Source organism: Cognatishimia activa (assembly GCF_017798205.1).
GTDB lineage: Bacteria > Pseudomonadota > Alphaproteobacteria > Rhodobacterales > Rhodobacteraceae > Cognatishimia > Cognatishimia activa_A.
In genome coordinates, this window is the sequence record NZ_CP060010.1 from 2382742 (window position 1) to 2403826 (window position 21085).

General features: G+C 58.6%; 24 protein-coding genes. 18 read left to right on the forward strand and 6 right to left on the reverse strand.

Annotated features, from left to right (window positions below; all coding sequences use genetic code 11):
- Positions 1-21: 21 nt before the first annotated feature.
- Entirely contained in the window at positions 22-1527 is a 1506-nt protein-coding gene (locus HZ995_RS11670; RefSeq protein ID WP_209355826.1) for an aldehyde dehydrogenase (NADP(+)), read from the forward strand.
- Here the strand turns inward: HZ995_RS11670 and HZ995_RS11675 are convergent.
- Positions 1505-2266, reverse strand: a complete 762-nt coding sequence (locus tag HZ995_RS11675) for a FadR/GntR family transcriptional regulator (RefSeq protein WP_209355827.1) — start codon at positions 2264-2266, stop codon at positions 1505-1507. The genes HZ995_RS11670 and HZ995_RS11675 overlap by 23 nt on opposite strands.
- Positions 2267-2507: 241 nt before the next feature.
- Between HZ995_RS11675 and HZ995_RS11680 the strand changes: the two genes are divergently transcribed.
- The 6 genes from HZ995_RS11680 to HZ995_RS11705 all read left to right on the forward strand — a co-directional run bounded on the left by HZ995_RS11680 (position 2508) and on the right by HZ995_RS11705 (position 8121).
- Complete coding sequence (locus HZ995_RS11680) at positions 2508-3260, forward strand: polysaccharide deacetylase family protein (RefSeq protein WP_209355828.1); 753 nt, start codon at positions 2508-2510, stop codon at positions 3258-3260.
- Between the two features lie 147 nt (positions 3261-3407).
- Positions 3408-4220 carry a phosphonate ABC transporter ATP-binding protein gene (phnC, locus tag HZ995_RS11685; RefSeq protein WP_209355829.1) on the forward strand — a complete coding sequence of 271 codons (813 nt, stop codon included), beginning with the start codon at positions 3408-3410 and terminating at the stop codon, positions 4218-4220.
- A 58-nt stretch (positions 4221-4278) separates the two neighbouring features.
- Positions 4279-5184: a phosphonate ABC transporter substrate-binding protein gene (phnD, locus tag HZ995_RS11690; RefSeq protein ID WP_209355830.1), complete on the forward strand. Its 906-nt coding sequence runs from the start codon at positions 4279-4281 to the stop codon at positions 5182-5184.
- A gap of 122 nt (positions 5185-5306) precedes the next feature.
- Positions 5307-6185 (forward strand): phosphonate ABC transporter, permease protein PhnE, encoded by an 879-nt coding sequence (gene phnE / locus HZ995_RS11695; RefSeq protein ID WP_209355831.1) that lies wholly within the window; start codon positions 5307-5309, stop codon positions 6183-6185.
- Positions 6185-7501 (forward strand): phosphonate ABC transporter, permease protein PhnE, encoded by a 1317-nt coding sequence (gene phnE / locus HZ995_RS11700; RefSeq protein ID WP_209355832.1) that lies wholly within the window; start codon positions 6185-6187, stop codon positions 7499-7501. Before phnE (HZ995_RS11695) ends, phnE (HZ995_RS11700) begins: the two co-directional genes overlap by 1 nt.
- Positions 7501-8121, forward strand: a complete 621-nt coding sequence (locus HZ995_RS11705) for a chloramphenicol acetyltransferase (RefSeq protein WP_209355833.1) — start codon at positions 7501-7503, stop codon at positions 8119-8121. The genes phnE (HZ995_RS11700) and HZ995_RS11705 overlap by 1 nt, the downstream gene beginning before the upstream one ends.
- A gap of 108 nt (positions 8122-8229) precedes the next feature.
- On the opposite strand, the gene phnF is transcribed toward HZ995_RS11705, so the two are convergent.
- Positions 8230-8943: a phosphonate metabolism transcriptional regulator PhnF gene (gene phnF / locus HZ995_RS11710; protein ID WP_209355834.1), complete on the reverse strand. Its 714-nt coding sequence runs from the start codon at positions 8941-8943 to the stop codon at positions 8230-8232.
- 117 nt (positions 8944-9060) lie between these two features.
- Here phnF and phnG point away from each other — a divergent pair, with 117 nt between their 5' ends.
- From phnG to HZ995_RS11765, 11 genes are read left to right on the forward strand one after another with little or no spacing between them, the layout of a single operon-like run.
- Positions 9061-9498, forward strand: coding sequence for a phosphonate C-P lyase system protein PhnG (gene phnG, locus HZ995_RS11715; RefSeq protein WP_348521212.1), 438 nt, complete (start codon positions 9061-9063; stop codon positions 9496-9498).
- A complete protein-coding gene (gene phnH / locus HZ995_RS11720) occupies positions 9498-10064 on the forward strand; it encodes a phosphonate C-P lyase system protein PhnH (RefSeq protein WP_209355836.1) in 567 nt (188 codons plus the stop codon). Before phnG ends, phnH begins: the two co-directional genes overlap by 1 nt.
- A complete protein-coding gene (locus HZ995_RS11725) occupies positions 10055-11140 on the forward strand; it encodes a carbon-phosphorus lyase complex subunit PhnI (RefSeq protein WP_209355837.1) in 1086 nt (361 codons plus the stop codon). The genes phnH and HZ995_RS11725 overlap by 10 nt, the downstream gene beginning before the upstream one ends.
- Positions 11137-11991 (forward strand): alpha-D-ribose 1-methylphosphonate 5-phosphate C-P-lyase PhnJ, encoded by an 855-nt coding sequence (locus tag HZ995_RS11730; protein WP_209355838.1) that lies wholly within the window; start codon positions 11137-11139, stop codon positions 11989-11991. The genes HZ995_RS11725 and HZ995_RS11730 overlap by 4 nt, the downstream gene beginning before the upstream one ends.
- Positions 11988-12758: a phosphonate C-P lyase system protein PhnK gene (gene phnK / locus HZ995_RS11735; RefSeq protein WP_209355839.1), complete on the forward strand. Its 771-nt coding sequence runs from the start codon at positions 11988-11990 to the stop codon at positions 12756-12758. The genes HZ995_RS11730 and phnK overlap by 4 nt, the downstream gene beginning before the upstream one ends.
- A 4-nt stretch (positions 12759-12762) precedes the next feature.
- Positions 12763-13446 (forward strand): phosphonate C-P lyase system protein PhnL, encoded by a 684-nt coding sequence (phnL, locus tag HZ995_RS11740; protein ID WP_209355840.1) that lies wholly within the window; start codon positions 12763-12765, stop codon positions 13444-13446.
- A complete protein-coding gene (gene phnN, locus HZ995_RS11745; RefSeq protein WP_209355841.1) occupies positions 13447-13995 on the forward strand; it encodes a phosphonate metabolism protein/1,5-bisphosphokinase (PRPP-forming) PhnN in 549 nt (182 codons plus the stop codon). It abuts the gene before it with no gap.
- Positions 13992-15164 (forward strand): alpha-D-ribose 1-methylphosphonate 5-triphosphate diphosphatase, encoded by a 1173-nt coding sequence (locus tag HZ995_RS11750; protein WP_209355842.1) that lies wholly within the window; start codon positions 13992-13994, stop codon positions 15162-15164. Before phnN ends, HZ995_RS11750 begins: the two co-directional genes overlap by 4 nt.
- A 59-nt stretch (positions 15165-15223) precedes the next feature.
- Entirely contained in the window at positions 15224-15973 is a 750-nt protein-coding gene (locus HZ995_RS11755) for a 5-oxoprolinase subunit B family protein (protein WP_209355843.1), read from the forward strand.
- Entirely contained in the window at positions 15970-16983 is a 1014-nt protein-coding gene (locus tag HZ995_RS11760) for a biotin-dependent carboxyltransferase family protein (protein ID WP_209355844.1), read from the forward strand. Before HZ995_RS11755 ends, HZ995_RS11760 begins: the two co-directional genes overlap by 4 nt.
- Positions 16984-17739: a LamB/YcsF family protein gene (locus HZ995_RS11765; RefSeq protein ID WP_209355845.1), complete on the forward strand. Its 756-nt coding sequence runs from the start codon at positions 16984-16986 to the stop codon at positions 17737-17739.
- Here the strand turns inward: HZ995_RS11765 and HZ995_RS11770 are convergent.
- From HZ995_RS11770 to tmk, 4 genes are read right to left on the reverse strand one after another with little or no spacing between them, the layout of a single operon-like run.
- Positions 17736-18536 carry an MBL fold metallo-hydrolase gene (locus HZ995_RS11770; protein WP_209355846.1) on the reverse strand — a complete coding sequence of 267 codons (801 nt, stop codon included), beginning with the start codon at positions 18534-18536 and terminating at the stop codon, positions 17736-17738. The genes HZ995_RS11765 and HZ995_RS11770 overlap by 4 nt on opposite strands.
- Entirely contained in the window at positions 18533-19339 is an 807-nt protein-coding gene (locus HZ995_RS11775) for a TatD family hydrolase (protein WP_209355847.1), read from the reverse strand. The genes HZ995_RS11770 and HZ995_RS11775 overlap by 4 nt, the downstream gene beginning before the upstream one ends.
- On the reverse strand, positions 19339-20460 hold the full coding sequence (locus HZ995_RS11780; RefSeq protein ID WP_209355848.1) for a DNA polymerase III subunit delta': 1122 nt from the start codon (positions 20458-20460) through the stop codon (positions 19339-19341). Before HZ995_RS11780 ends, HZ995_RS11775 begins: the two co-directional genes overlap by 1 nt.
- Positions 20453-21079, reverse strand: coding sequence for a dTMP kinase (gene tmk / locus HZ995_RS11785; protein ID WP_209355849.1), 627 nt, complete (start codon positions 21077-21079; stop codon positions 20453-20455). The genes HZ995_RS11780 and tmk overlap by 8 nt, the downstream gene beginning before the upstream one ends.
- Between the last annotated feature and the right edge of the window lie 6 nt (positions 21080-21085).

Genomic DNA, 21085 nt, shown 5'->3' on the forward strand with positions numbered 1-21085 from the left:
CAAACACTAAGTGGAACGACCATGTTACAGAAAAAACATTTGATTGCTGGCGATTGGGTGGACGCAGAAGAGCGGTTTGAGAACCAACCTGTGTCCGGGAATGCGGACAGATTCGCGGCAGGCTCCCAGATGCATGTCGATCAAGCGGTAAGTGCGGCAGAAGATGCGTTTTGGAGTTTCGGCTATTCCACGCGAGACGCGCGCGCCGCCTTCTTGCGCAAAATCGCTGATGAAATCGAAGCTCGCGGTGCCGAGATCACAGCGATGGGCGTCAAAGAAACAGGTCTGCCAGAGGCTCGTTTGGAAGGCGAACGCGGGCGCACGACGGGCCAGCTTCGTTATTTTGCCGATGCGATTGAGGCAGGCGATTATCTGGATCGCACCCATGACGTAGCCTTGCCGGATCGCGCGCCCTTGCCGCGCCCGGATTTGCGACTGATGCAACGTCCGATCGGGCCTGTTGCAGTCTTTGGAGCGTCCAACTTTCCATTGGCGTTTTCGACGGCCGGGGGTGACACGGCTGCGGCTTTGGCGGCTGGTTGCCCTGTGGTCGTGCGTGGTCATCATGCCCATCCCGGCGTGTCTGACCTTGTGGCTCAGGCCATCGATGCTGCGATCAAGGCTTGCGACATGCCCGCCGGTGTCTTCAGTCTGATCCAGGGTGGTCCGCTTGAGGTCGGAGCGGCTCTGGTGCAACATCCGCTGATCAAGGCGGTCGGATTTACCGGATCGCTCAAAGGTGGGCGTGCTTTGTTTGACCTTTGCGCGACCCGCCCCGAACCGATCCCGTTCTTCGGAGAGCTCGGATCCGTGAACCCCATGTTCCTTCTGCCGGAGCTTCTGGCCAGCAAAGCCAAAGCCACAGCCGAGGGTTGGGCGGCATCGCTGACGATGGGGGCAGGGCAGTTCTGTACCAACCCGGGCGTTGTTGTGATGATTGCAAGCGAGGGCGCAGATGCGTTCTTGGATGCGGCACAAACGGCGTTGGGTGGGGTTGCGCCTCAGGTCATGCTGACGGATGGGATTGGCCAAGCCTATCAGGCCGGACAGGCGCGGATCTCGGACAAGCCGCAAGTCACCTCCTTGATTGCACCAGAGCTCGCGGCCCGCAGCGCAGCGCCGTCTCTTGCGCGCGTTTCGGCGTCGGATTGGTTGGCTGACGATACGCTCGCTGACGAGGTCTTTGGACCCTTTGGGTTGGCCGTTATCTGCGAAAACGAAGAAGACATGCGGGCTGTGGCAAAATCCCTGCATGGCCAACTGACCTGTACCCTGCATCTGGAAGCAGGCGATGAGGCGCTGGCCCAAAGCCTGATGCCGATTTTGGAACATAAAGCAGGCCGTGTCTTGGCCAACGGGTTCCCAACCGGCGTTGAAGTCTGTGATGCAATGATGCACGGGGGGCCTTATCCAGCGTCAACGACCTTTGGTGCAACATCTGTCGGCGCGATGTCGATCCGTCGTTTTCTAAAGGCGGTCAGCTATCAAAACCTGCCAGAGGCGCTTATTCCGCAGGACTTGCGTTGATAATCTTTTCAGCCGTGTCGCTGTTTTCAGTCAGCATTTGATACATCAGCCGCCGCGCCTCGATCGGGTTCGCGGCGGCAATTGCCTGCGCCACGTCGATATGGGCCTGACTGTTCACTTGCACTTCGGGCACCACTTCGGCGCCGGTGGAATAGCTAAATTGCAACAAGGCCCGAATAAGGCCGCGCAGTTGCGCCAGGATCAGGTTGCCTGTGGCCTCAAGGATCGTTGCGTGAAACGTATAGTCCGCGGCGAGCATGCCATCCATGCCGTAGGGCTCGGGATTTATGTGCTGAGCCGCCTTTAGGATCTTTTCCCGCTGTTCAGGCGTGCCATTTTCGGCGGCCAGTTTTGCAGCCTCAGGTTCGACCATCAGGCGCATCTGCGTGCTGGCGGCATAAATCCGCGTCGCTGCAGGGCTGGTTGGATCGTGCCAGACAATGACATCGGGGTCCAAAAGGTTCCAGGATTCAAATGGCAACACCCGCGTTCCGTACCGGCGAGCTGTCCGCAACATGCCTTTGCCAGACAAAACCTTCGTCGCTTCGCGTACGACAGTTCGGGACACACCTAACATGTCACAAAGTTCCGCCTCGACGGGGATGGTCACCCCTTCCGCGAACTCTCCACGTGCAATCATTCGACCCAATTTATCGACCGCCGTTTTCACAGAGCCTGTAGGCAGTTCGTTTAGAAAGAAATCGGGCAGCTCAAAAGGCGAAGACGCTGATTTTTTCATAATATCCCCTCTGCCAAGATATTATCTAAGCGCATCTCAATAACCAAGACGAAACGGTTAACTTATTCACCAGAACGGAGAAAAATGTGCGATTTGTTCAACTTTCTTTCATTCCGTTGTGTAAAATGAGAGAACTGATCTTTCTATTTGAGAGGGGCTAGTGGTTTGCAATAACAGTCGAAATCAGATGCATTGCTCCTTTGTTAAGAAACTTGCATATCTGTGAGCGGATGGACGCAAGATGCAGATTGATTGGACACCTCTCAGAGACGAACTCTCCAAGTGGCACCAAAAGGGGCTGACCTTGCCGCTTTGGTGGCGCGATGATGATGCAGAAACCGATGGGCCTGCTTTGGATCGGCTGATTTCTCTCTCGAAGGAAGTGGGAGTGCCAGTGCACCTTGCCGTGATCCCGCGCAAAGCGACACCGCAACTGGCGGCGCGTTTGGCCAACGAGTCGCATATCGTTCCCATCGTCCACGGTTGGGCCCATCGAAATCACGCGCGCGGTCTTGGGGATCGCTCGGAGTTTACAGATGCCCGCCCGCCCCAGGCAAATCGCGACGACGCCGAAGCCGCGCTCCGGGCGATGCGAAGGTTGATGCCCGAACGCCTTCTTCCGGTCTTTGTGCCACCCTGGAACCACATCGATCCGGGGGCCGCGAAAGAGCTGGCAAGTTTGGGTTACAAAGTTCTCTCGACCTGTGACGCCCGTCACACGGCAGAACCTTTTGAGGGCTTGTTGCAAATCAATACCCATCTTGATCCGATTGCCTGGCGAGACGGAGAAGGGCTACATGACACGACCTATCTGGTCGGCAATTTGGTCACTACTCTCAAGCGGCGACGGCAAGGCAAGGACGACAACCAAGAGCCGTTCGGGCTGTTGACGCATCATCTGGCGATGCAGGATGACGTTTGGGAGTTCACCGCGCAATTCTGGTCCGAGATTCTCTCTGCTCCGCACGAAATTGCGACGATCGCGCCGCAATAGACAAATTTTGACGTCGTTAGACTAATTCGGCCTCAGCGCTGTTTCTGTTACCAAAGCTTTGCATTGCCGACATCTAAGCGCCACAGAAGCGTTAATTTAACTTCAACTGCGCTTCTTAGGGTTCCTCCGGAATATCGGGGGAATGCCATGCTAAGCGTTCAAGGCCTTACCAAACGGTTTGGTGATAAGACAGCGGTCGATAAGGCCAGCTTTACTGTAGAAAAGCCCGCCATGATCGGAATCATCGGTCGTTCAGGCGCTGGTAAGTCCACTTTGCTGCGGATGATGAACCGGCTCGCAGATGTGAGCGAAGGGTCGATGGTCTATAACGACGTCGAGATCTCGTCCTTGCGCGGTGCTGACAAACGCGAATGGCAATCCCGTTGCGCGATGATCTTCCAACAGTTCAATCTGGTGCCGCGTATGGATGTGGTGTCCAACGTGCTGCACGGAACGCTCAATCGCCGCTCGACGCTGGCGTCGATGTTCAACCTCTATCCGCAGGCGGATATCCACAAAGCCATTGAAATCCTTGATCGTTTGGGCATTGCCGAGCAGGCGGCCAAACGCGCCGAAGCCCTGTCTGGCGGCCAACAGCAACGTGTCGCCATTGCACGTGCGCTGATGCAGGACCCGCAGATCATTCTGGCGGACGAACCGATTGCGTCACTTGACCCAATGAACGCACAAATCGTGATGGAGGCCCTGCGCCGCATTCACGAAGAAGACGGCCGCATGGTCATCTGCAACCTGCACACGCTGGATACGGCGCGTCGTTATTGCGACCGGGTGATCGGCATGCGCGACGGGCGTATCGTGTTTGACGGCACGCCTGCGCAGCTGACCACAGGTGTGGCTCGCGACATTTATGGCGCTGGCGATGACTTTTCTGAAGCCGCCACAAGCACCGAAATCGAGACTTTGGATCGGTCGGACTCTGCACGCGCAGTTCCGGCCTAATTTTTCGACCCGTGGCCTTGGGGGACGCGGGCGGACACTTCATCACTAGGAGAAAGAGATGAAAAACGTAGTAGCACTGGCTCTGGCCACCACCATGCTGTCTGGCGCGGTTTCCGCAGAAGGCATCAAAGAATTCCGCATCGGCATCCTGGGCGGCGAGAACGCGCAAGACCGTCTGAACTCTTACGAGTGCCTGCGCTCTTACACCGAAGACGCGCTGGGCGTTGAAACCAAGCTGTTCGCGCCTGCGGACTATGCGGGTGTTATCCAGGGCCTCGTTGGCGGCACGCTGGACTTTGCATGGCTGGGCGCGTCCTCTTACGCGGCGACCTACCTGCAAGACGCAGACGCGGTTGAGCCAGTTCTGATCAAAGTGAACGTGGATGGCTCCATCGGCTATCACTCCATCGGTTTTGCCCGCAAAGACAGCGGTATCGCGTCTCTGGACGACATGCAGGGCAAAGTCTTTGGCTTTGGTGACCCGAACTCCACCTCTGGCTACCTGATCCCATCCATCGAGATCCCTCAGTACAAAGACGGCATCACCATGGAATCCGGCGCATACTTCGGCGAAGTTAAATTCACCGGCGGCCACGAGCAGACCATCGTTGCAGTCAACAACGGCGACATCAACGGCGGCGTGACCTGGGCAGACGGCCAAGGCGACTGGGAAGACGGCTACAACTCTGGCGCGCTGCGCAAAGCGGTTGACGCGGGCCTCGTAGACATGAACGACCTGGTACAAATCTGGAAATCCAAGCCGATCCCAGAAGGCCCAATCGTTCTGCGCAAGAGCCTGCCAGCGGACGTCAAAGCAACCATGACCAAGCTGGTTGACGACATGTTCGAAAACGACGCGGCATGTGCCTACAACATCGCAGCGGGCGACACTCTGGGCTTCCAGCCAGTGACCCACGAAACTTACGTCTCCATCATCGAAGCACGTAAGCTGAAATCCAAATAAGCCACACAGGCTTGCGGCGGGTCCCTCATCGGGGCCCGCTTTTTCATGACATTTCAAGCGTTTCGGAGTGAGGCTTCGCGCAAGCCCCAGTCCACAACGCTTTGAGGATAAGGCACGTCACCATGACAGAGGCTGCAGTAAGCCCCCCGCGGATCACCATGATCCAAGACGCCTATATGGCGCAGACCCAGAAAAAGAGACGTTACGGCTTTCTGACCCTAGTGATCTTTATCTTTGTGATGGTGGCGGGGTTTAACACCGCTGCCTCGCGCAATGGCGGTTCCTTCTGGGGCGGGATCGACAATTTCTTTGACTATCCTGCCGAAGTGGTCAGCGAAGCGGTCGAGAAATCCTCAGAGCTGCCCGCGCATTTCGTGACCTACTTCCCAGCGCTGGTCGAAACGGTCAATATCGCCGCGGTCTCCACCTTGATCGGAGCGCTGCTTGCGATCGTGCTGTCGCTCTTGTCCACGCGTGGTTTGGCGCGGTTTCCACGCATGATCCCGGTGTTTCGCCGCGCCATGGATATCATGCGCGCTGTACCGGAAATCGTCATCGCGCTTGTGTTGATCTTTATCCTCGGCGGCGGGCCAGTGCCTGCGATGATCGCGATTGCGTTCCACACCGCTGGCGCGCTGGGCAAACTCTTCTCCGAGGTCAATGAAAACGCCGATCTCAAGCCGGTGGACGGCCTCGCCTCGGTTGGTGCCACCTGGAGCCAGAAGATGCTACTTGGGGTCGTGCCTCAGGTTGCACCGAACTGGCTGAGCTATGCGCTTTTGCGGTTTGAAATCAACATTCGCGCCTCGGCGATTCTGGGTTTTGTGGGCGCAGGCGGCCTTGGCTATGAACTCAAGAACGCGATCTCTTGGGGGCAGGGGCGCTTTGATGAAGCAGGGGCGATGTTCATCCTGCTCTTCCTGACGATCATGTTTTTCGACCAAATCTCAAGCTATTACCGCGACCGTCTGGTGCACGGTTCAGGCGAAGGGGCGCACTGATGGCCACTCTTGACGCAAATGCTGGGCTGCGACTGCAAGCCGACCGGATTTTTCTACGCAAACGCCTGGTGGCCTTTAGCGTTCCGGCTCTGATCCTGGCCTATCTTATCTATGTCTTCTTTGCCTTTAACATCCCTGATGTGATCGAAAAGGCCAATGGCGACAATGCGCGTGCGCTGGTGGCTGACACCTACAGCCACAAGGTCCACGTCACCCGCGACAACCGGAATGCGGCGGTTACTGTGGCTATCGAAGGCGAAAAGAAAGGCCGCTATCCCGAAGGCACGTCGCCAGAGTGGGTGACCCTTGGCGACACGACGGTGATCGATCTGGGCGAGGGTCATATCGTGACTTTTGGCCCCGAGACAATCACCTACGACGTCCCCGGCTATGGCATGATCAAAGCCACGCCGACCCGTGCGCAGGGTGTGATCCAGGAGTACCCAACGGATGAGATCCCCGCGTGGGTCAACGCCTCAAAGAACCGTATGGCGGTCACAACAGAGGCCGGTCGACTGACTGTCACCCGCAACCGTTCTGAGGTGTTCCGTTATTTCGGCGGCTGGGAGCTCTTCTTCTTTACGCTCGACAGCCCCTATCACGGTTTGTCATTTGGCGAGGTAATTTCTCGCGCCATCACGGGCGAAGTAGGGGCCATCGCAAGTGACTTCTGGAACAACGCCATGTGGCGTCACGGCGACGTGGCCTGGGCGATTGGCGAGACCATTCTGATGGCTTTCCTGGGCACTTTCGGGGCTGCTGTCGTGGCTTTGCCACTTTCGTTCTTGGCGGCCAAGAATTTCACGCCGCTGCTCACCGTTCGCTTTGCCATGCGCCGTTTCTTTGACTTTGTGCGTGGCGTGGATGGGCTTGTCTGGACCATCATTTTAACGCGTGCCTTTGGGCTTGGACCTTTGACAGGCGCGTTGGCTATTCTGATCACGGACACCGGATCCTTTGGTAAGATGTTCTCCGAAACCCTTGAGAATGTAGATAAAAAGCAAATCGAAGGTATCCGCTCCACTGGCGCGAAACCGCTGCAAAGATACCGTTTCGGAGTGATCCCACAGATCACGCCAATCCTTCTTAGTCAGGTGCTCTACTATCTGGAATCCAACACCCGTTCGGCAACCGTCATCGGAGCGATCACCGGCGGTGGCATCGGCCTCTTGCTGACCCAGGCCATCATCACCCAGAAGGATTGGGAAGAAGTCACTTACTACATCGTCCTCGTCGTGCTTATGGTGATGTTCATGGATTGGGTCTCGGGCTGGCTGCGTGGCCGCCTGATCGGCACAGCAGAGGACAAACATTGATGGCGCGACTAAAAGCTGAAGCTCCGTTTCTGCATGCCAATGCAAGCGTGGTGAATTCCGAGCTTGGAGCGTTCACAGAGGTCGGCGAGGGCGCGCGGCTCTTGAATTCAGAGCTTGGGGATTATTCCTACTGCGAACGCTTCTGCGACATCGCCAATACGACCATCGGCAAGTTCTCAAACATCGCGAGCTTCGTGCGGGTGGGGGCCACGGATCATCCGCTAACAACGGCGTCGCTGCATCATTTCCTCTATCGATCCTCTGACTATTGGGATGATGCGGACAACGATGCAGAGTTCTTTGAACACCGGGCCTCCCGCCGTGCCAGTATCGGCCATGACACCTGGATCGGTCATGGCGCGATGATCAAACCCGAAGTGACGGTGGGCGATGGCGCTGTTGTAGCAGCTGGCGCGATTGTCACCAAAAACGTTGGCCCCTATGAAATTGTTGCAGGCACGCCGGCCAACGTTTTGCGCCTGCGCCAACCACGCGACATCGCAGAGCGCATGATAGACCTTGCCTGGTGGGATTGGGACCACGCGCGTTTGCGCGAAACATTGGAAGATTTCCGCAGCCTCTCTGCCGCGGCCTTTCTGGAAAAATACGAGGGCGCATAGGGGCTTTGCCCCTCGGCCCAAGGGCCTCACCCCAGAGTATTTTGGGCAAGATGAAAGCGCGCGCTCATTCTCTTGCCAAAAATATCCTCGCGCCGAAGGCGTCCGGCGCTAGGCGTCTTCCTCTAGGGTTAGTGTGACGCGGTCCCCGGCGAACCAGGTACGTCCGAATTCAACTTTTTGACCGTGCTGATCGACACTCATACTGGTCGTGTAGATCAAAGGCGCGCCTTCCCGAAGTTCCAGGTGCAGCGCTTGGGTTGCGTTGGCCAAAGTCGCACGCACGCGGGTGGATTCGCGCGTGTAGTCGGTGATACCAGCCCTCTCAAGTGCTTTGGTGACGCTGGTTTCACCGCGCATCAGGTCGCCAATACCGGGCAGGCGTGTTTCCGGGAATTCACTGATCGACAGAGCAATCGGCTGGTGGTCCGCATAGGACACACCATGGCGCAAAGTGATCAATTCGCCCGGCGTCATGTCTAACCGCTCGGCTTCCTTGACTGTGGCTGGGCGGGTTTCCACATGCAGGACTTTCTTAGACGGAGCACGGCCCGCGGCGCGTAGGTTCTGGTGATACCTTACCCGTTTCCCAATGGGATAATCCGTCGGAGCCCCCTTCACGAAAGCCCCCGATCCGCGCCGTGTACGCACCAGCCCATCTTCGACCAAAACCGATATCGCATGCCGGATTGTGTGACGGTTCACGCCAAACCGCTCGGCCAGCTCAGCCTCGGTGGGCAGCTTGTCACCGGGCCTGTAGCGTCCTTCAGCCATGTCCTCACGCAAGGCGTTTGAGATCGCCTGCCATAGAGGTGTCTTGCTCATGTCGTCTCTCCGTTACGCAAGTTTCACAAAATCTTTCTGGCTCGATAGCCCCGAATCTCGCATAATAAGTCTAGTTGTATAGTGTAACGAAAATTTGTCGAGACAGAGATGGGACAGATGGAAACACAAGATCGCCAGGCCTGGATGGGGCTCTTGGCAAAGGCCCCCAAGGGGCGGATTGCGGATCTTCTAGGGGATCGCAAAACCGAAGGATTTGAATGGCTGCGCAAGCCCGAAGTGGGCAGCGTTATGATCCGTGGGCGCATGGGCGGCACGGGCTCGGCCTTTAATATGGGCGAGATGACCGTGACGCGCTGTGCGCTGAAACTGGACGCCGGCGTCGTCGGGCATGGCTATGTACAAGGGCGCAGCAAAGCTGATTCAGAGGCTGCTGCCCTGGTCGATGCCTTGATGCAGACGGATCAGGCCGAGGCTATTCGCGCGAATGTCCTGACCCCTCTGGAAACCGCCCAACGTGAGGCCCGCGAGTTGCGCTCGCGCAAGGCCGCCAGCACGAAAGTGGATTTCTTCACCATGGCACGAGGAGAAGACTGATGAGCGCGACAGCTTTAGAAGGCGGGTTCAAAAACCCTCCGCATGACTCAGCACGCGCGTTTCGTGCTCTGATGAATGCGATGGCGCGGCCCGGCACGACCCATGAGGTTGCGGGCGCTCTGCCACCAGCCCCCATGTCCATTGCGGCGGGCGTTCTGTTGCTGACGCTCTGTGATGGCGACACCGGGATCTATCTGACGCCGGAATTTGACACCGAAGAGATCCGCACCTGGATCAGCTTCCACATCGGCGCGCCTTTTGTGGCCCCGATGAAGGCTGATTTCGCGGTCGGGCGCTGGGATGAGCTCGCGCCAATTGATCGCTTTGCGATTGGCGATGCGGAATATCCCGACCGCTCCACGACTTTGGTGATCGAGGGGCAGGGGGCTGAGGACGTCACCTTGAAAGGCCCGGGCATCAAAGACACGCAGGCTTTTGCCTTGCCTGAGGTCGCGCCGTTCCAAAACAACCGCGCGCTCTTTCCGCTGGGTCGCGATTTCTATTTCACCCAAGGCGCAGAATTTGCGGCCTTGCCTCGCTCAACGGAGATCACAGCATGTATGTAGCCGTAAAGGGTGGCGAGCGCGCCATTGACAACGCGCATGCCTGGTTGGCCGAGGAACGCCGTGGAGACACCACGGTCGCGGAACTGAGCGTGGATCAGATCAATGAGCAGCTCAAGCTGGCAGTGAACCGCGTTATGGCCGAAGGCTCACTCTATGATCCCGACCTTGCCGCGCTGGCGATCAAACAGGCGCGCGGCGATCTGATCGAGGCGATCTTCCTCATTCGCGCCTATCGCACGACACTGCCGCGTTTTGGAAATTCCAATCCGGTGGAAACCAGCAAAATGGCCTGCGAACGTCGGATTTCGGCGACCTTCAAGGATCTGCCGGGCGGGCAGGTTTTGGGCCCGACCTTTGATTACACCCATCGCCTGTTGGATTTCAAACTGGCGGCTGAGGGCGAAGAAGTTCAGGCGGCAGAACGTGACGCGGAGCCAGCTGACGTGCCGCATGTCACTGAATTCCTGAACAAAGAAGGCCTCATCGAGGAAACCTTCCCCGAAGAGACCACACCGCCAGACCTCACCCGCGAGCCGCTGGAACTTCCTGCCGAGCGCGCGTTGCGCCTACAGGCGCTGACGCGGTCAGACGAGGGGTTCACCCTTGGCATGGCCTATTCCACGCAACGTGGCTACGGGCGCACCCATGCCTTTGTGGGCGAGCTGCGGATTGGCGAAGTTGCGGTTGAAATGGACATTCCAGAGCTGGGCTTTGCCATTGAAATCGGCGAGGTCACCCTGACGGAATGTGAGACGGTGAACCAATTCGTCGGCTCTAAATCGCAACCGCCGCAGTTCACCCGAGGCTATGGTCTGGTCTTTGGCCAGAACGAGCGCAAATCGATTTCCATGTCGCTGGTGGACCGCGCGTTGCGTTGGGAAGAATTTGGTGAAGACAACGAAGGCGTGCCGGCGCAGGATGCGGAATTCGTGCTTTATCACGGGGACAATATTCAGGCGACGGGGTTCCTCGAGCACATCAAACTGCCGCATTACGTGGATTTCCAGGCGGAACTCGAACTCATCCGAAAACTGCGCGCCGAGGCGACTGCAGAGCAGAAGGAGGCCGCGGAATGAGCGACTATAATTTCGCATATCTTGATGAGCAAACCAAACGCATGATCCGTCGTGCGATCCTCAAAGGCCTCGCGATCCCCGGCTATCAGGTGCCTTTTGCCAGCCGCGAGATGCCGATGCCTTATGGCTGGGGCACAGGTGGCGTGCAGGTGTCCGCCGCAACCTTGATGCCTGAGGATACGATGAAAGTCATCGATCAGGGCGCGGATGACACGACCAATGCGGTGTCGATCCGCAAGTTCTTTGAGAACACCGCCGAGGTGAAAACCACCACCGCGACCTCCGAGGCAACGGTCATTCAGACCCGTCACCGGATCCCCGAAGAGCCTCTGAGCGAGGATCAGATACTCGTCTATCAGGTGCCGATCCCGGAACCTCTGCGCTTTCTGGAACCGCGCGAGACGGAGACCCGCAAAATGCATGCGCTTGAGGAATATGGCCTCATGCATGTGAAGCTCTATGAGGACATCGCCAAGCACGGTCATATTGCCACGTCCTATGCCTATCCGGTGCAGGTCGAAGGGCGCTATGTGATGGACCCGTCACCGATCCCGAAATTCGACAACCCCAAATTGGAAATGGACGCGATCCAGCTGTTTGGGGCAGGGCGCGAGCAGCGGATCTATGCGCTGCCACCACACACCAGAGTGGTGAGCCTTGATTTCGAGGATCACCCCTTTGAGGCCTCCAAGGCCGATCATGTCTGTGATCTTTGTGGCGCGACCCACAGCTATCTGGACGAGGTCATCACCGACGATGAAGGCGGGCGGATGTTTGTCTGCTCTGATACGGACTACTGCGAAAGCCGACGTGGCGAGGGCCATGTTGGACCGAAAGGAGTGGCGGCATGACACCTTTGCTCTCTGTCAAAGACGTCAGCAAATATTACGGCAACCGGATTGGCTGTGCGAATGTGGGGTTTGACCTCTATCCCGGCGAAGTCATGGGCATTGTCGGCGAATCTGGCTCTGGCAAGTCGACCTTGCTGAACTGCCTTGCGGGGCATCATGCGCCAGACACAGGCGAAGTGATCTTTGACACCCGCACCGATGGCCCGCGCGACACATTGCAAATGAGCGAGTCCGAGCGTCGGATGTTGGGCCGCACCGACTGGGCCTTTGTGCATCAACATGCGCGCGATGGGCTGCGTATGGGTGTCTCGGCTGGCGGCAATGTGGGCGAACGCCTCATGGCCGTGGGCCAGCGCCACTATGGCGATATCCGTGCGCAGGCTGTGGACTGGCTGGGCCGCGTGGAAATCGACGAAGACCGTGTTGACGATCGCCCAACCGCCTTTTCCGGCGGCATGCAACAACGCCTACAGATTGCCCGCAACCTCGTGACCGGCCCGCGACTGGTGTTTATGGACGAGCCGACCGGAGGCCTTGACGTCTCGGTCCAAGCACGCCTCTTGGATCTGTTGCGCGGTCTGGTGCGGGATCTTGGATTGTCGGCCATTATCGTGACCCACGACCTCGCCGTCGTGCGCCTTTTAGCGGATCGCCTGATGGTGATGAAATCCGGCCATGTGGTGGAAACGGGTCTGACCGATCAGGTCCTGGATGATCCGCAACATGGCTATACCCAGCTGCTCGTCAGCTCTGTTTTGCAGGTATAAGACGATGATTGAACTGACAAATGTCTCGAAAACCTTCACCTTACACAACCAAGGCGGCGCCGTGCTCGAAGTCATGCGCGGAGCGAACCTCACAGTGCCAGCGGGTGAATGCGTCGCCCTGACCGGAGCCTCGGGTGCGGGCAAATCCACGCTGATGCGGATCATCTATGGCAATTATCTTGCTGCGGGTGGATCCGTGGTGGTCGGCGGCGTCGACGTCACACAATCCGAGCCACGCGACATCCTGAAGCTGCGCCGCGAAGTGCTTGGCTATGTCAGCCAATTCCTCCGTGTCGTGCCGCGTGTGCCCACCATCGAAGTCGTCGCCGAGCCGCTCTTGTCACTGGGCACCCCGATGGAGGAGGCCAAGGAGCGCGCAGCAAGCCTTTTGCAAAAGCTCAACATCCCCGAGCCTCTGTGGTCGCTCTCGCCCACCACCTTCTCGGGTGGTGAGCAGCAACGTGTGAACATCGCGCGCGGCTTTGCCCATAGTTATCCCGCGCTTTTGTTGGACGAGCCGACCGCGAGCCTTGATGCCACCAACCGCGAAATCGTGCTGGGGCTGATTGAAGAGGCTAAAGCAAATGGCACCGCCATCGTCGGTATCTTTCACGACGAGGCCGCGCGCGAGCGGGTCTGTGATCGAGAGATTGACGTCACGGGCTTCAGCCCTCTGGCGGCGGCCTAAATGGCGGGGCGGCTCATAGCGATTGTCGGCCCCTCCGGGGTCGGCAAAGACAGCGTCATGGAAGCGCTGGTTGTGGCACACCCGCGCCTAGGGCTGGTCAAACGTGTGATCACCCGGCCTGAGGGTCTGGGCGGCGAGGACTATGAGCCCGTCTCAACCACGGAGTTTGAGAGCCGAAAAGCGCGCGGCGCGTTTGCCTTGGACTGGCCCGCGCATGGGTTGCTCTATGGTATTCCCAAGACGGTGCATGATGACCTCGCAAAGGGGCATGACCTGCTCGTGAACCTCAGCCGTGCAGTTCTGCCCGCCGCTCAAAAGGCCTTTCCGGATCTCGTGACCTTGCGTTTGACGGCCAGCGACGCGACGCTACGCGCGCGTCTATCAGGCCGGGGTCGCGAAACCGCCGAAGATATCGAACAGCGCCTTAAGCGCGCAGATTTTCCGATGCTTGCGGGCGTCACCTATACCGACCTCAGCAATGACGGCGCGCTTGACGAGACCATCGCCGCGGCCCTTGCTGTGCTCTATCCAGAGGATGTTTTGACATGAACTCTCCAAGCCTGTCCCACGATGTCGATAGCGGTGTTTTCTGCCTCGCAAATGCGCAGATCGTGCTAGAGGACCGCGTTGTTTCTGGCGCGATCTATGTGGCGGAGGGCAAGATCCTTGACGTGGTTGAAGGGGGGCAATGTCCCGTCGGGGCCATTGATTGTGATCGCGACTTTATCCTGCCTGGCCTTGTCGAATTGCACACAGACAATCTGGAACGCCACATCCAGCCGCGCCCAAAGGTCGACTGGCCGCATGACGCCGCGATCCTTGCCCATGACGCAGAGCTCGCGGGCTGTGGTATCACCACGGTGTTCGATGCCATGCGGGTTGGGTCTATTCCGACAGGCAAGGGGCGCTATCTGAAATACGCCCGCCAACTCTCACGCGAGATGCTGGCGATGCGGGCCGAGAATGCGTTGAAAATCAGCCACTTCCTGCATCTGCGGGCTGAGGTCTGTTCTGAAACCCTGATCGAAGAACTCAGCGAGTTTGACGAAAACGACCGCGTTGGCATTGTCAGCCTAATGGATCACACGCCGGGGCAGCGTCAGTTCCGCGACACCGAGAAATTCAAAGCCTATGTCATGGGCAAATCCGGCATGAATGACGCGGAATACCAAGAGCATTTCGATACTCTCTTGGACCTGCGTGCACGCCTTGGCGACAAGCACGAAGCCATGACCGTCAGCGAAGCAGCACGGTTTGGCGCGGTCTTGGCAAGCCACGATGACACCACAACTGAGCAAGTCGAAACCTCGGCAGGTCATGGTATCCGCCTCGCGGAATTCCCCACCACAGTAGAGGCCGCGCGGGCCTGTCGCGACAATGGCATCGCGATCATGATGGGGGCTCCCAATATCATGCGCGGGGGCAGTCATTCGGGCAATGTCTCGGCACTGGAACTGGCAGAGCTGGGTCTTTTGGACATCATTTCCTCTGACTATGTGCCTGCGGCTTTGCTGCAATCTGCCTTCCGCCTGGCCAAGCTCTGGGACGACCTGCCGCGCGCGGTGAAAACCGTGACCAAAGCGCCAGCACGGGCCTCAGGCCTCACGGATCGCGGCACGTTCGAGCCCGGGATGCACGCTGATATGATCCGCGTTCGAACTCTGCGAGACATGCCGGTTATTCGAGGCGTCTGGAGCCACGGTCGCCAAGTGGGCTAAGCCTCTTGTAATCCGGCGCGGCGCGGGACATTTTCGGGGCGTTGCAAAGCAAGGCTCCGATGTCGACGTCCACTCCTGAACAACCGGTGATTTTACCCCTTGGCCTCACGTCCTTGATAGTGCGGTTCGGGTTGACCGCGCGGCCAGAGCTGACGGTTGCGGTCCGCGCTTTTGTCGCGGATCTGACGTCAGATCCAATCGCCGGTGTTGCGCAGGTGGCCGGATCTTTGACGACCGTCATGGTCGAGGTCGACGGAGGCTCTGCGGCACGCGCACGTGTGCAGGAGGCGTTGCAAAAGCGGCTCGATGCCCGTGACTGGAGTAAAGCGGCGCGGCCAGATCCTTTGCGTCGCTGGACCATTCCTATCGCTTTTGGTGACGCCTGTGGCCCTGATCTGACGAAAGCCGCAGGTGCTGCCGGGCTGTCTGACACAGACGCGGTTGCAGAGCTCTGTGCCCAAGAGGTCGAAGTCCTGACGCTGGGTTTCGCCCCGGGGCAGGCCTATCTGGGCTTTTTGCCAGAACGGTGGGATATCCCCCGAATGTCGGCGATAAACCCCTCCGTTCCCGCCGGGGCGCTCATCCTTGCTATTAGGCAAGTCATTATTTTTACAAATGAAAATCCGACGGGATGGCATCACATTGGTCAGTCCGGATTTTTGCCCTTTGCTCTTGATCGTGCCGAGCCAATCTTGCTGCGCGCAGGCGACGTCCTGCGATTTGAAGCGGTCGCAAGCTCTGAGATGGCAAGCATTGTGGCCGACAATGCCGACGGCCTCGGCCGCGCGAAACTCGAGGTTTTGCGATGAGCGTTATTTTTCAGGGCAACGGTCCAGCCATCACGATCCAAGACCTCGGACGCCCGGGACAGATCGCGGCGGGCCTGTCGCGCGGCGGGGCGATGGATCGTTTAGCCCTGTTTGAAGCAACGGCACTATTGGGGGCTGCGCATGTCTTGCCAGCGCTGGAGATTGCAGGGTTTGGCGGCACTTTCTTGTTCAAAGCCACAACCCGCATAGCGCTGACCGGCGCGCCGATGGTTGCGAGTTTGGACGACGCACCGCTAGCCTGGAACCAGACCCATTTGATCCCCTCCGGCGCACGTCTGGATCTGGGTGCCTGTCGCGCAGGCAGCTACGGATATCTGACCTTCGCGGGCGGCATTGAAAGCCCCCTTCATTTGAGCAGTCAGGCTGCGCATCTGATGGCTGGGATTGGCGCGGTGCTCGCAACGGGCGCGGAGATCACCTTTGCCCAGGATCCCGATCCCAATGCTGTGCAAGTGGGTTTGACTGCGGAAAACAGGTTTGACGGCGGCGTGTTGCATGTGGTCTCGGGCCCTCAGACCGATCTTTTTGATGCGGCGACGCAAAAGGCATTTTTTGAGGCCGAATTCACCAAATCCAACCGCGCCAATCGGCAGGGGATTGGTTTGGATCATCCAAGCCTCAAGTTCGGTACAGATCAGGCGGCGGGGCTTGCCTCGGATTTCATCATGCAGGGGGACATTCAACAGACCGGAGACGGCGTGCCCTATGTGCTAATGGCAGAATGCCAGACCATGGGGGGCTATCCGCGCATCGGAACTGTCGTGCCGGATGATCTACCGAAACTGGCGCAGGCGCAGCCCGGAAAACCGTTTCGGTTCAAGCTGATATCGCGCAAAGAAGCCGAGGCGCGCACCAAATCCGAGGCGGATCAGCTTGCTGCGTTGCGCAGCAAATGCACTCCGGTCGTCAGAAACCCTGCCGACATGCGCGATCTTCTGAGCTATCAATTGATCAGTGGCGTCACAGCCGGACAGGACCCGGAGGGCTAAATGGCAAAAGTAGACCTGAACGCGGATATGGGCGAAAGCTTTGGCCCTTGGCCGATGGGCAATGACGCGGCTTTGTTGGACATTGTCACCAGCGCCAATGTGGCCTGTGGCTGGCATGCAGGTGACGCGGATACGATGGCCACAACCATGGCCTTGGCTCGGGACAATGGCGTCAACATCGGCGCGCATCCGGGGTTTGCGGATCTGCAAGGGTTTGGGCGGCGGCGCATTAAGTTGACGCCGACCGAGTTGGAAAACCTCGTTATTTATCAATTGGGTGCGGCGCAGGCGACAGCGGCGGCTTTGGGCACATCGTTGCGGCATCTCAAGCTGCACGGGGCTTTGGCCAATATGTGTGCCGAGGACGAAGATATGGCGCGCACTGCCTATAATGCGGCGCTGCGTGTGGCTCCGGATATTGTCATTATGGCCATCGCTGCAACGGCTCAGGAACGCGCGGTTCGGGCGTTGGACTGCAACTGGGTCGGAGAAATCTTTGCCGACCGCGCCTATGAGGACAACGGCCTTTTGGTAGATCGCAGCAAACCCGGCGCGGTGATCCATGACGCGCAAGAGGCCTCAGATCGCATTCTGCGCATGGTCGATCAGCAGGCGTTGATCTCGCAGAATGGTGTGAAGATCCCGACGCAGGTCGATACGATCTGCCTGCACGGGGACGGAGAGACTGCGGTGCAAATCGCCCAGACCCTGCGGGGTAATCTTTCAAAAGCTGGCGTGGATATTCGGCCGTTCTAAAGGTCGAAGGTCAGGCGCAAGCCGTCATAGGCCGGAATAATATGATCTGCGGTTTCCGCCGCGACGGTCTCGTAATCCAGATCCACATGCATATTGGTCAAAACGGCCTGTTCGGGCGCGGCGCGCTCGATCCACTCAAGGCTATTGTCCAAATGCGAATGCGACGGATGCGGCGTGCGGCGCAATGCGTCCAGGATCCAGCATTTAAGGCCCGAAATCTGCTCCCATGCCTCGTCAGAAATCCCTGAAACATCAGGCAGATAAAAGACGTCATTCACCCGAAATCCCAGCGAGTCGATGCTGCCGTGCTCGACTTCAATCGGCGTCAAGACAATGTCGCCGCCCGCGCCAGACACGGTGACGTCTCCGTCGATGCCGTGCAGGTCCAAAATAGGTGGATAAGGCGAGTTCGGCGGCTGCACAAAGGCATAGCCAAAGCGTGACAACAGCGCGTCTTGGGTGGGACCATCGGCATAGACTTTGACCCGCTCGCGCATATTGAACACGATCATACGCAGATCGTCGATCCCATGCACATGATCGGCATGAGAATGCGTGTAAACGACCCCATCAATATGCCCCACATTTTCGCGCAAGAGCTGCTGGCGCATGTCCGGAGAGGTGTCGATCAGAACCGTGGTCTTGCCATCTGCAGTCTCGCGTTCGATCAACAGAGAGCATCGGGTGCGCGTGTTTTTTGGGTTTTCCGGATCACAATCGCCCCAGACACCGCCCAGTCGCGGCACTCCGCCCGAGCTGCCACAGCCCAGGATGGTGAAGGTGATCGTCCCGCTCATGCAGCGCTTGCCTGCGTGAGGGTGGCTTTGGAAAACAGCCGTTCGAAATTGGCTTCGGTCTGGGTCGCGAAGTCTGCGTAGTCCATGCCAAAGACCTCAGCCCCTTTGCGCGCGGTGTGGGCCACATAAGACGGCTCATTGCGTTTGCCGCGGAAGGGCGGGGGCGCCAGATAGGGTGCGTCGGTTTCCACGAGGATGCGATCTACCGGCGCGCGGGCGAAAATATCGCGCAATTCCTGGCTTTTAGGGAAGGCGGCGATGCCGGACATGGACAGGTAGAACCCCAGATCCAAAGCGGCTTTTGCGAGCTCTGCAGAGGAGCTGAAGCAGTGCATCACACAGGAATAGGGCGCGTTGGCGTGTTCCTCAGACAGGATCCGCGCCATATCGTCATCCGCTGCGCGGGCATGAATGATCAGTGGCAGGCCGGTTTCTTGGGCGGCTTGGATGTGAACACGCAGCGAGGTCTTTTGGATCTCGGCGGAATCGGCGGTGTAGTGATAATCCAGACCGGTCTCTCCAATCCCGACGAATTTGGGATGCGAGGACAGCGCCACCAACTCTTCAACCGTCGCCAATGGCTCGCTGGCTGCACTCATTGGGTGCGTCCCAGCCGCATAGAAAATCGGCGCATGGGCTTCGGCGATGGCGCGCACAGAGGGCTCGTTTTTCAGTTTCGTGCAGATTGTCACCATGCGATGCACGCCAGCCTCTGCGGCTTTGGCAACGAAATCGCCGATTTGGCCCTCAAAGTCTGGGAAATCGAGGTGGCAATGGCTGTCAGTGATCAGTGGTTCGGACATTAAAAACGCTGCGCGGTTTGTTGGATCTTCCAAACCGTATCAAGCACCAAAGCGGCAGGGTCAAGGTTCACCGACTTGCCGTGACGGCTCCGCGCAGAGATTTCCTGCGCCACATCCGCCCAGGCCCGCGCCTGTGCCGGGTTTTTGGACAGGTTTGCCAGCACTTGTGCCTCATTCGGCGCGGCTTCGATTTGTGGTAGCTGTCCGGTCGCACCGACCCGTACGAGGCGCAAGAGCAAAAGGTCGATGAGGTTAAGCAGATGATCCAGCCGATCTTGTTGTCCGGGCATCGCGGCACTTTCCGCTAAGGCCATCGCCGCTTGCCTGTCCGGGCGCGGCATGCCCGCAAAGAGCGCCACCAATTGCGCGTAGATTTCGGTTCCACCCGATTGCGCCAAACGCATCGCTTCCCCGACCGAGCCCCCGGCGAGTTCAGCGAGCTCTGGCGAGGCGGGCTCGCCCGGATCGGCCTGTTCCAGCGCGCGCGCCATATCGTCAGGCGACAAAGGCGCAAGACGCAGCTCGCGACAGCGGCTGCGGATCGTGGGCAAAAGGCGCGAGGGCTGATGGCTGATCAGCAAAAGCGTGGTGTCAGCAGGGGGCTCTTCGAGCAGTTTCAAGAGCGCATTGGCAGCTGAGACGTTCATCTCATCCGCGCTGTCGACAATCACAACGCGGTGGCCGCCGTCGGCGGCTGACAGGGAAAAGAAGTTCTTGAGCCGCCGCACTTCGTCCACAGTGATCTGGGCTTTGAACTTCTTGGTTTTCTCGTCATAGGGCCGTTTGACCGTCACAAGGCCGGGTTCAGACCCCGCCTGAATGCGACGCGCCACCGGATGTTCAGGATCAATCGCGAGCGAGGTCGGGGCAGGGGGCGCGCCAAAGAGGCTATCACCGTCGTCCTTTGGCGTCGCGATCAGAAAGCGCGCGATCTGCCAGGCCAAAGTGGCCTTGCCGATCCCGCGCGGTCCCGTGATCAGCCAGCCATGGTGCAGACGGCCTGCGTTAAACACATCCAGAAACCCGCGTTCTGCTGCCTCTTGCCCAAAGATCTTCGCCGTCTCACGCGGGTGAGGCGCACCGTCGATCTGGTCGGATTGGGGCAGGGCGTCGTCAGTCATTCAGATAGTCTAACACAGATTTCAGCACGTCAGCGGCGACGTCATCCATGCTTTGATCACCATTGATGATCCGGTAGCGGTCGGCAAATTCTCGGGACAGATCCAGAAATCCCGCGCGCATTTTGTTTTGCAGCTCTTGGCCGAAGTCCTCGAACCGCTCCTCCGCGGTTTGCCGCCCCTTGGCGCGTGCGAGCCCCGTGGCAGGGTCCATATCAATCAGTACGGTCAGATCCGGCTCGCGCCCAATCATCAGGTCGTGGAGTTGATCAACAAGCGCGCGCAGGTCGCCGCGCGAGAGGCCCTGATACATGCGTGTGCTGTCGGCAAATCGATCACAGAGCACGATTTTTCCGGCCTCAAGTGCGGGCAGGATCGTGCGTTCCATGTGGTCGCGCCGGGCGGCTGTGAACAGGAGGATTTCGGTTTCAGCCGACCAGCGATCCGTTGCGCCTTCAAGCACAAGAGAGCGGATCTCTTCGGCTCCTTCTGATCCGCCCGGTTCACGCGTGACAACCACGTCGTGGCCAGCGGCCTTGAGCGCCTCGGCCAAACGCTTGAGTTGGGTCGATTTCCCAGACCCATCAATACCCTCAAAGGTGATGAATGCGCCGTTGCCCATGTCTTT

Bases quoted from the DNA above. Each gene is read 5' to 3' on its own strand.
- HZ995_RS11755 (WP_209355843.1), top strand. From the start codon at position 15,224: ATGTCGACGTCCACTCCTGAACAACCGGTGATTTTACCCCTTGGCCTC.
- phnH (WP_209355836.1), top strand. From the start codon at position 9,498: ATGAGCGCGACAGCTTTAGAAGGCGGGTTCAAAAACCCTCCGCATGAC.
- HZ995_RS11680 (WP_209355828.1), top strand. From the start codon at position 2,508: ATGCAGATTGATTGGACACCTCTCAGAGACGAACTCTCCAAGTGGCAC.
- phnC (WP_209355829.1), top strand. From the start codon at position 3,408: ATGCTAAGCGTTCAAGGCCTTACCAAACGGTTTGGTGATAAGACAGCG.
- phnF (WP_209355834.1), bottom strand. From the start codon at position 8,943: ATGAGCAAGACACCTCTATGGCAGGCGATCTCAAACGCCTTGCGTGAG.
- tmk (WP_209355849.1), bottom strand. From the start codon at position 21,079: ATGGGCAACGGCGCATTCATCACCTTTGAGGGTATTGATGGGTCTGGG.
- phnK (WP_209355839.1), top strand. From the start codon at position 11,988: ATGACACCTTTGCTCTCTGTCAAAGACGTCAGCAAATATTACGGCAAC.
- phnE (WP_209355832.1), top strand. From the start codon at position 6,185: ATGGCCACTCTTGACGCAAATGCTGGGCTGCGACTGCAAGCCGACCGG.
- phnE (WP_209355831.1), top strand. From the start codon at position 5,307: ATGACAGAGGCTGCAGTAAGCCCCCCGCGGATCACCATGATCCAAGAC.
- HZ995_RS11750 (WP_209355842.1), top strand. From the start codon at position 13,992: ATGAACTCTCCAAGCCTGTCCCACGATGTCGATAGCGGTGTTTTCTGC.
- phnG (WP_348521212.1), top strand. From the start codon at position 9,061: ATGGAAACACAAGATCGCCAGGCCTGGATGGGGCTCTTGGCAAAGGCC.
- phnL (WP_209355840.1), top strand. From the start codon at position 12,763: ATGATTGAACTGACAAATGTCTCGAAAACCTTCACCTTACACAACCAA.
- HZ995_RS11770 (WP_209355846.1), bottom strand. From the start codon at position 18,536: ATGAGCGGGACGATCACCTTCACCATCCTGGGCTGTGGCAGCTCGGGC.
- HZ995_RS11760 (WP_209355844.1), top strand. From the start codon at position 15,970: ATGAGCGTTATTTTTCAGGGCAACGGTCCAGCCATCACGATCCAAGAC.
- HZ995_RS11705 (WP_209355833.1), top strand. From the start codon at position 7,501: ATGGCGCGACTAAAAGCTGAAGCTCCGTTTCTGCATGCCAATGCAAGC.
- HZ995_RS11780 (WP_209355848.1), bottom strand. From the start codon at position 20,460: ATGACTGACGACGCCCTGCCCCAATCCGACCAGATCGACGGTGCGCCT.
- HZ995_RS11775 (WP_209355847.1), bottom strand. From the start codon at position 19,339: ATGTCCGAACCACTGATCACTGACAGCCATTGCCACCTCGATTTCCCA.
- HZ995_RS11730 (WP_209355838.1), top strand. From the start codon at position 11,137: ATGAGCGACTATAATTTCGCATATCTTGATGAGCAAACCAAACGCATG.
- HZ995_RS11765 (WP_209355845.1), top strand. From the start codon at position 16,984: ATGGCAAAAGTAGACCTGAACGCGGATATGGGCGAAAGCTTTGGCCCT.
- HZ995_RS11725 (WP_209355837.1), top strand. From the start codon at position 10,055: ATGTATGTAGCCGTAAAGGGTGGCGAGCGCGCCATTGACAACGCGCAT.
- phnD (WP_209355830.1), top strand. From the start codon at position 4,279: ATGAAAAACGTAGTAGCACTGGCTCTGGCCACCACCATGCTGTCTGGC.
- phnN (WP_209355841.1), top strand. From the start codon at position 13,447: ATGGCGGGGCGGCTCATAGCGATTGTCGGCCCCTCCGGGGTCGGCAAA.
- HZ995_RS11675 (WP_209355827.1), bottom strand. From the start codon at position 2,266: ATGAAAAAATCAGCGTCTTCGCCTTTTGAGCTGCCCGATTTCTTTCTA.
- HZ995_RS11670 (WP_209355826.1), top strand. From the start codon at position 22: ATGTTACAGAAAAAACATTTGATTGCTGGCGATTGGGTGGACGCAGAA.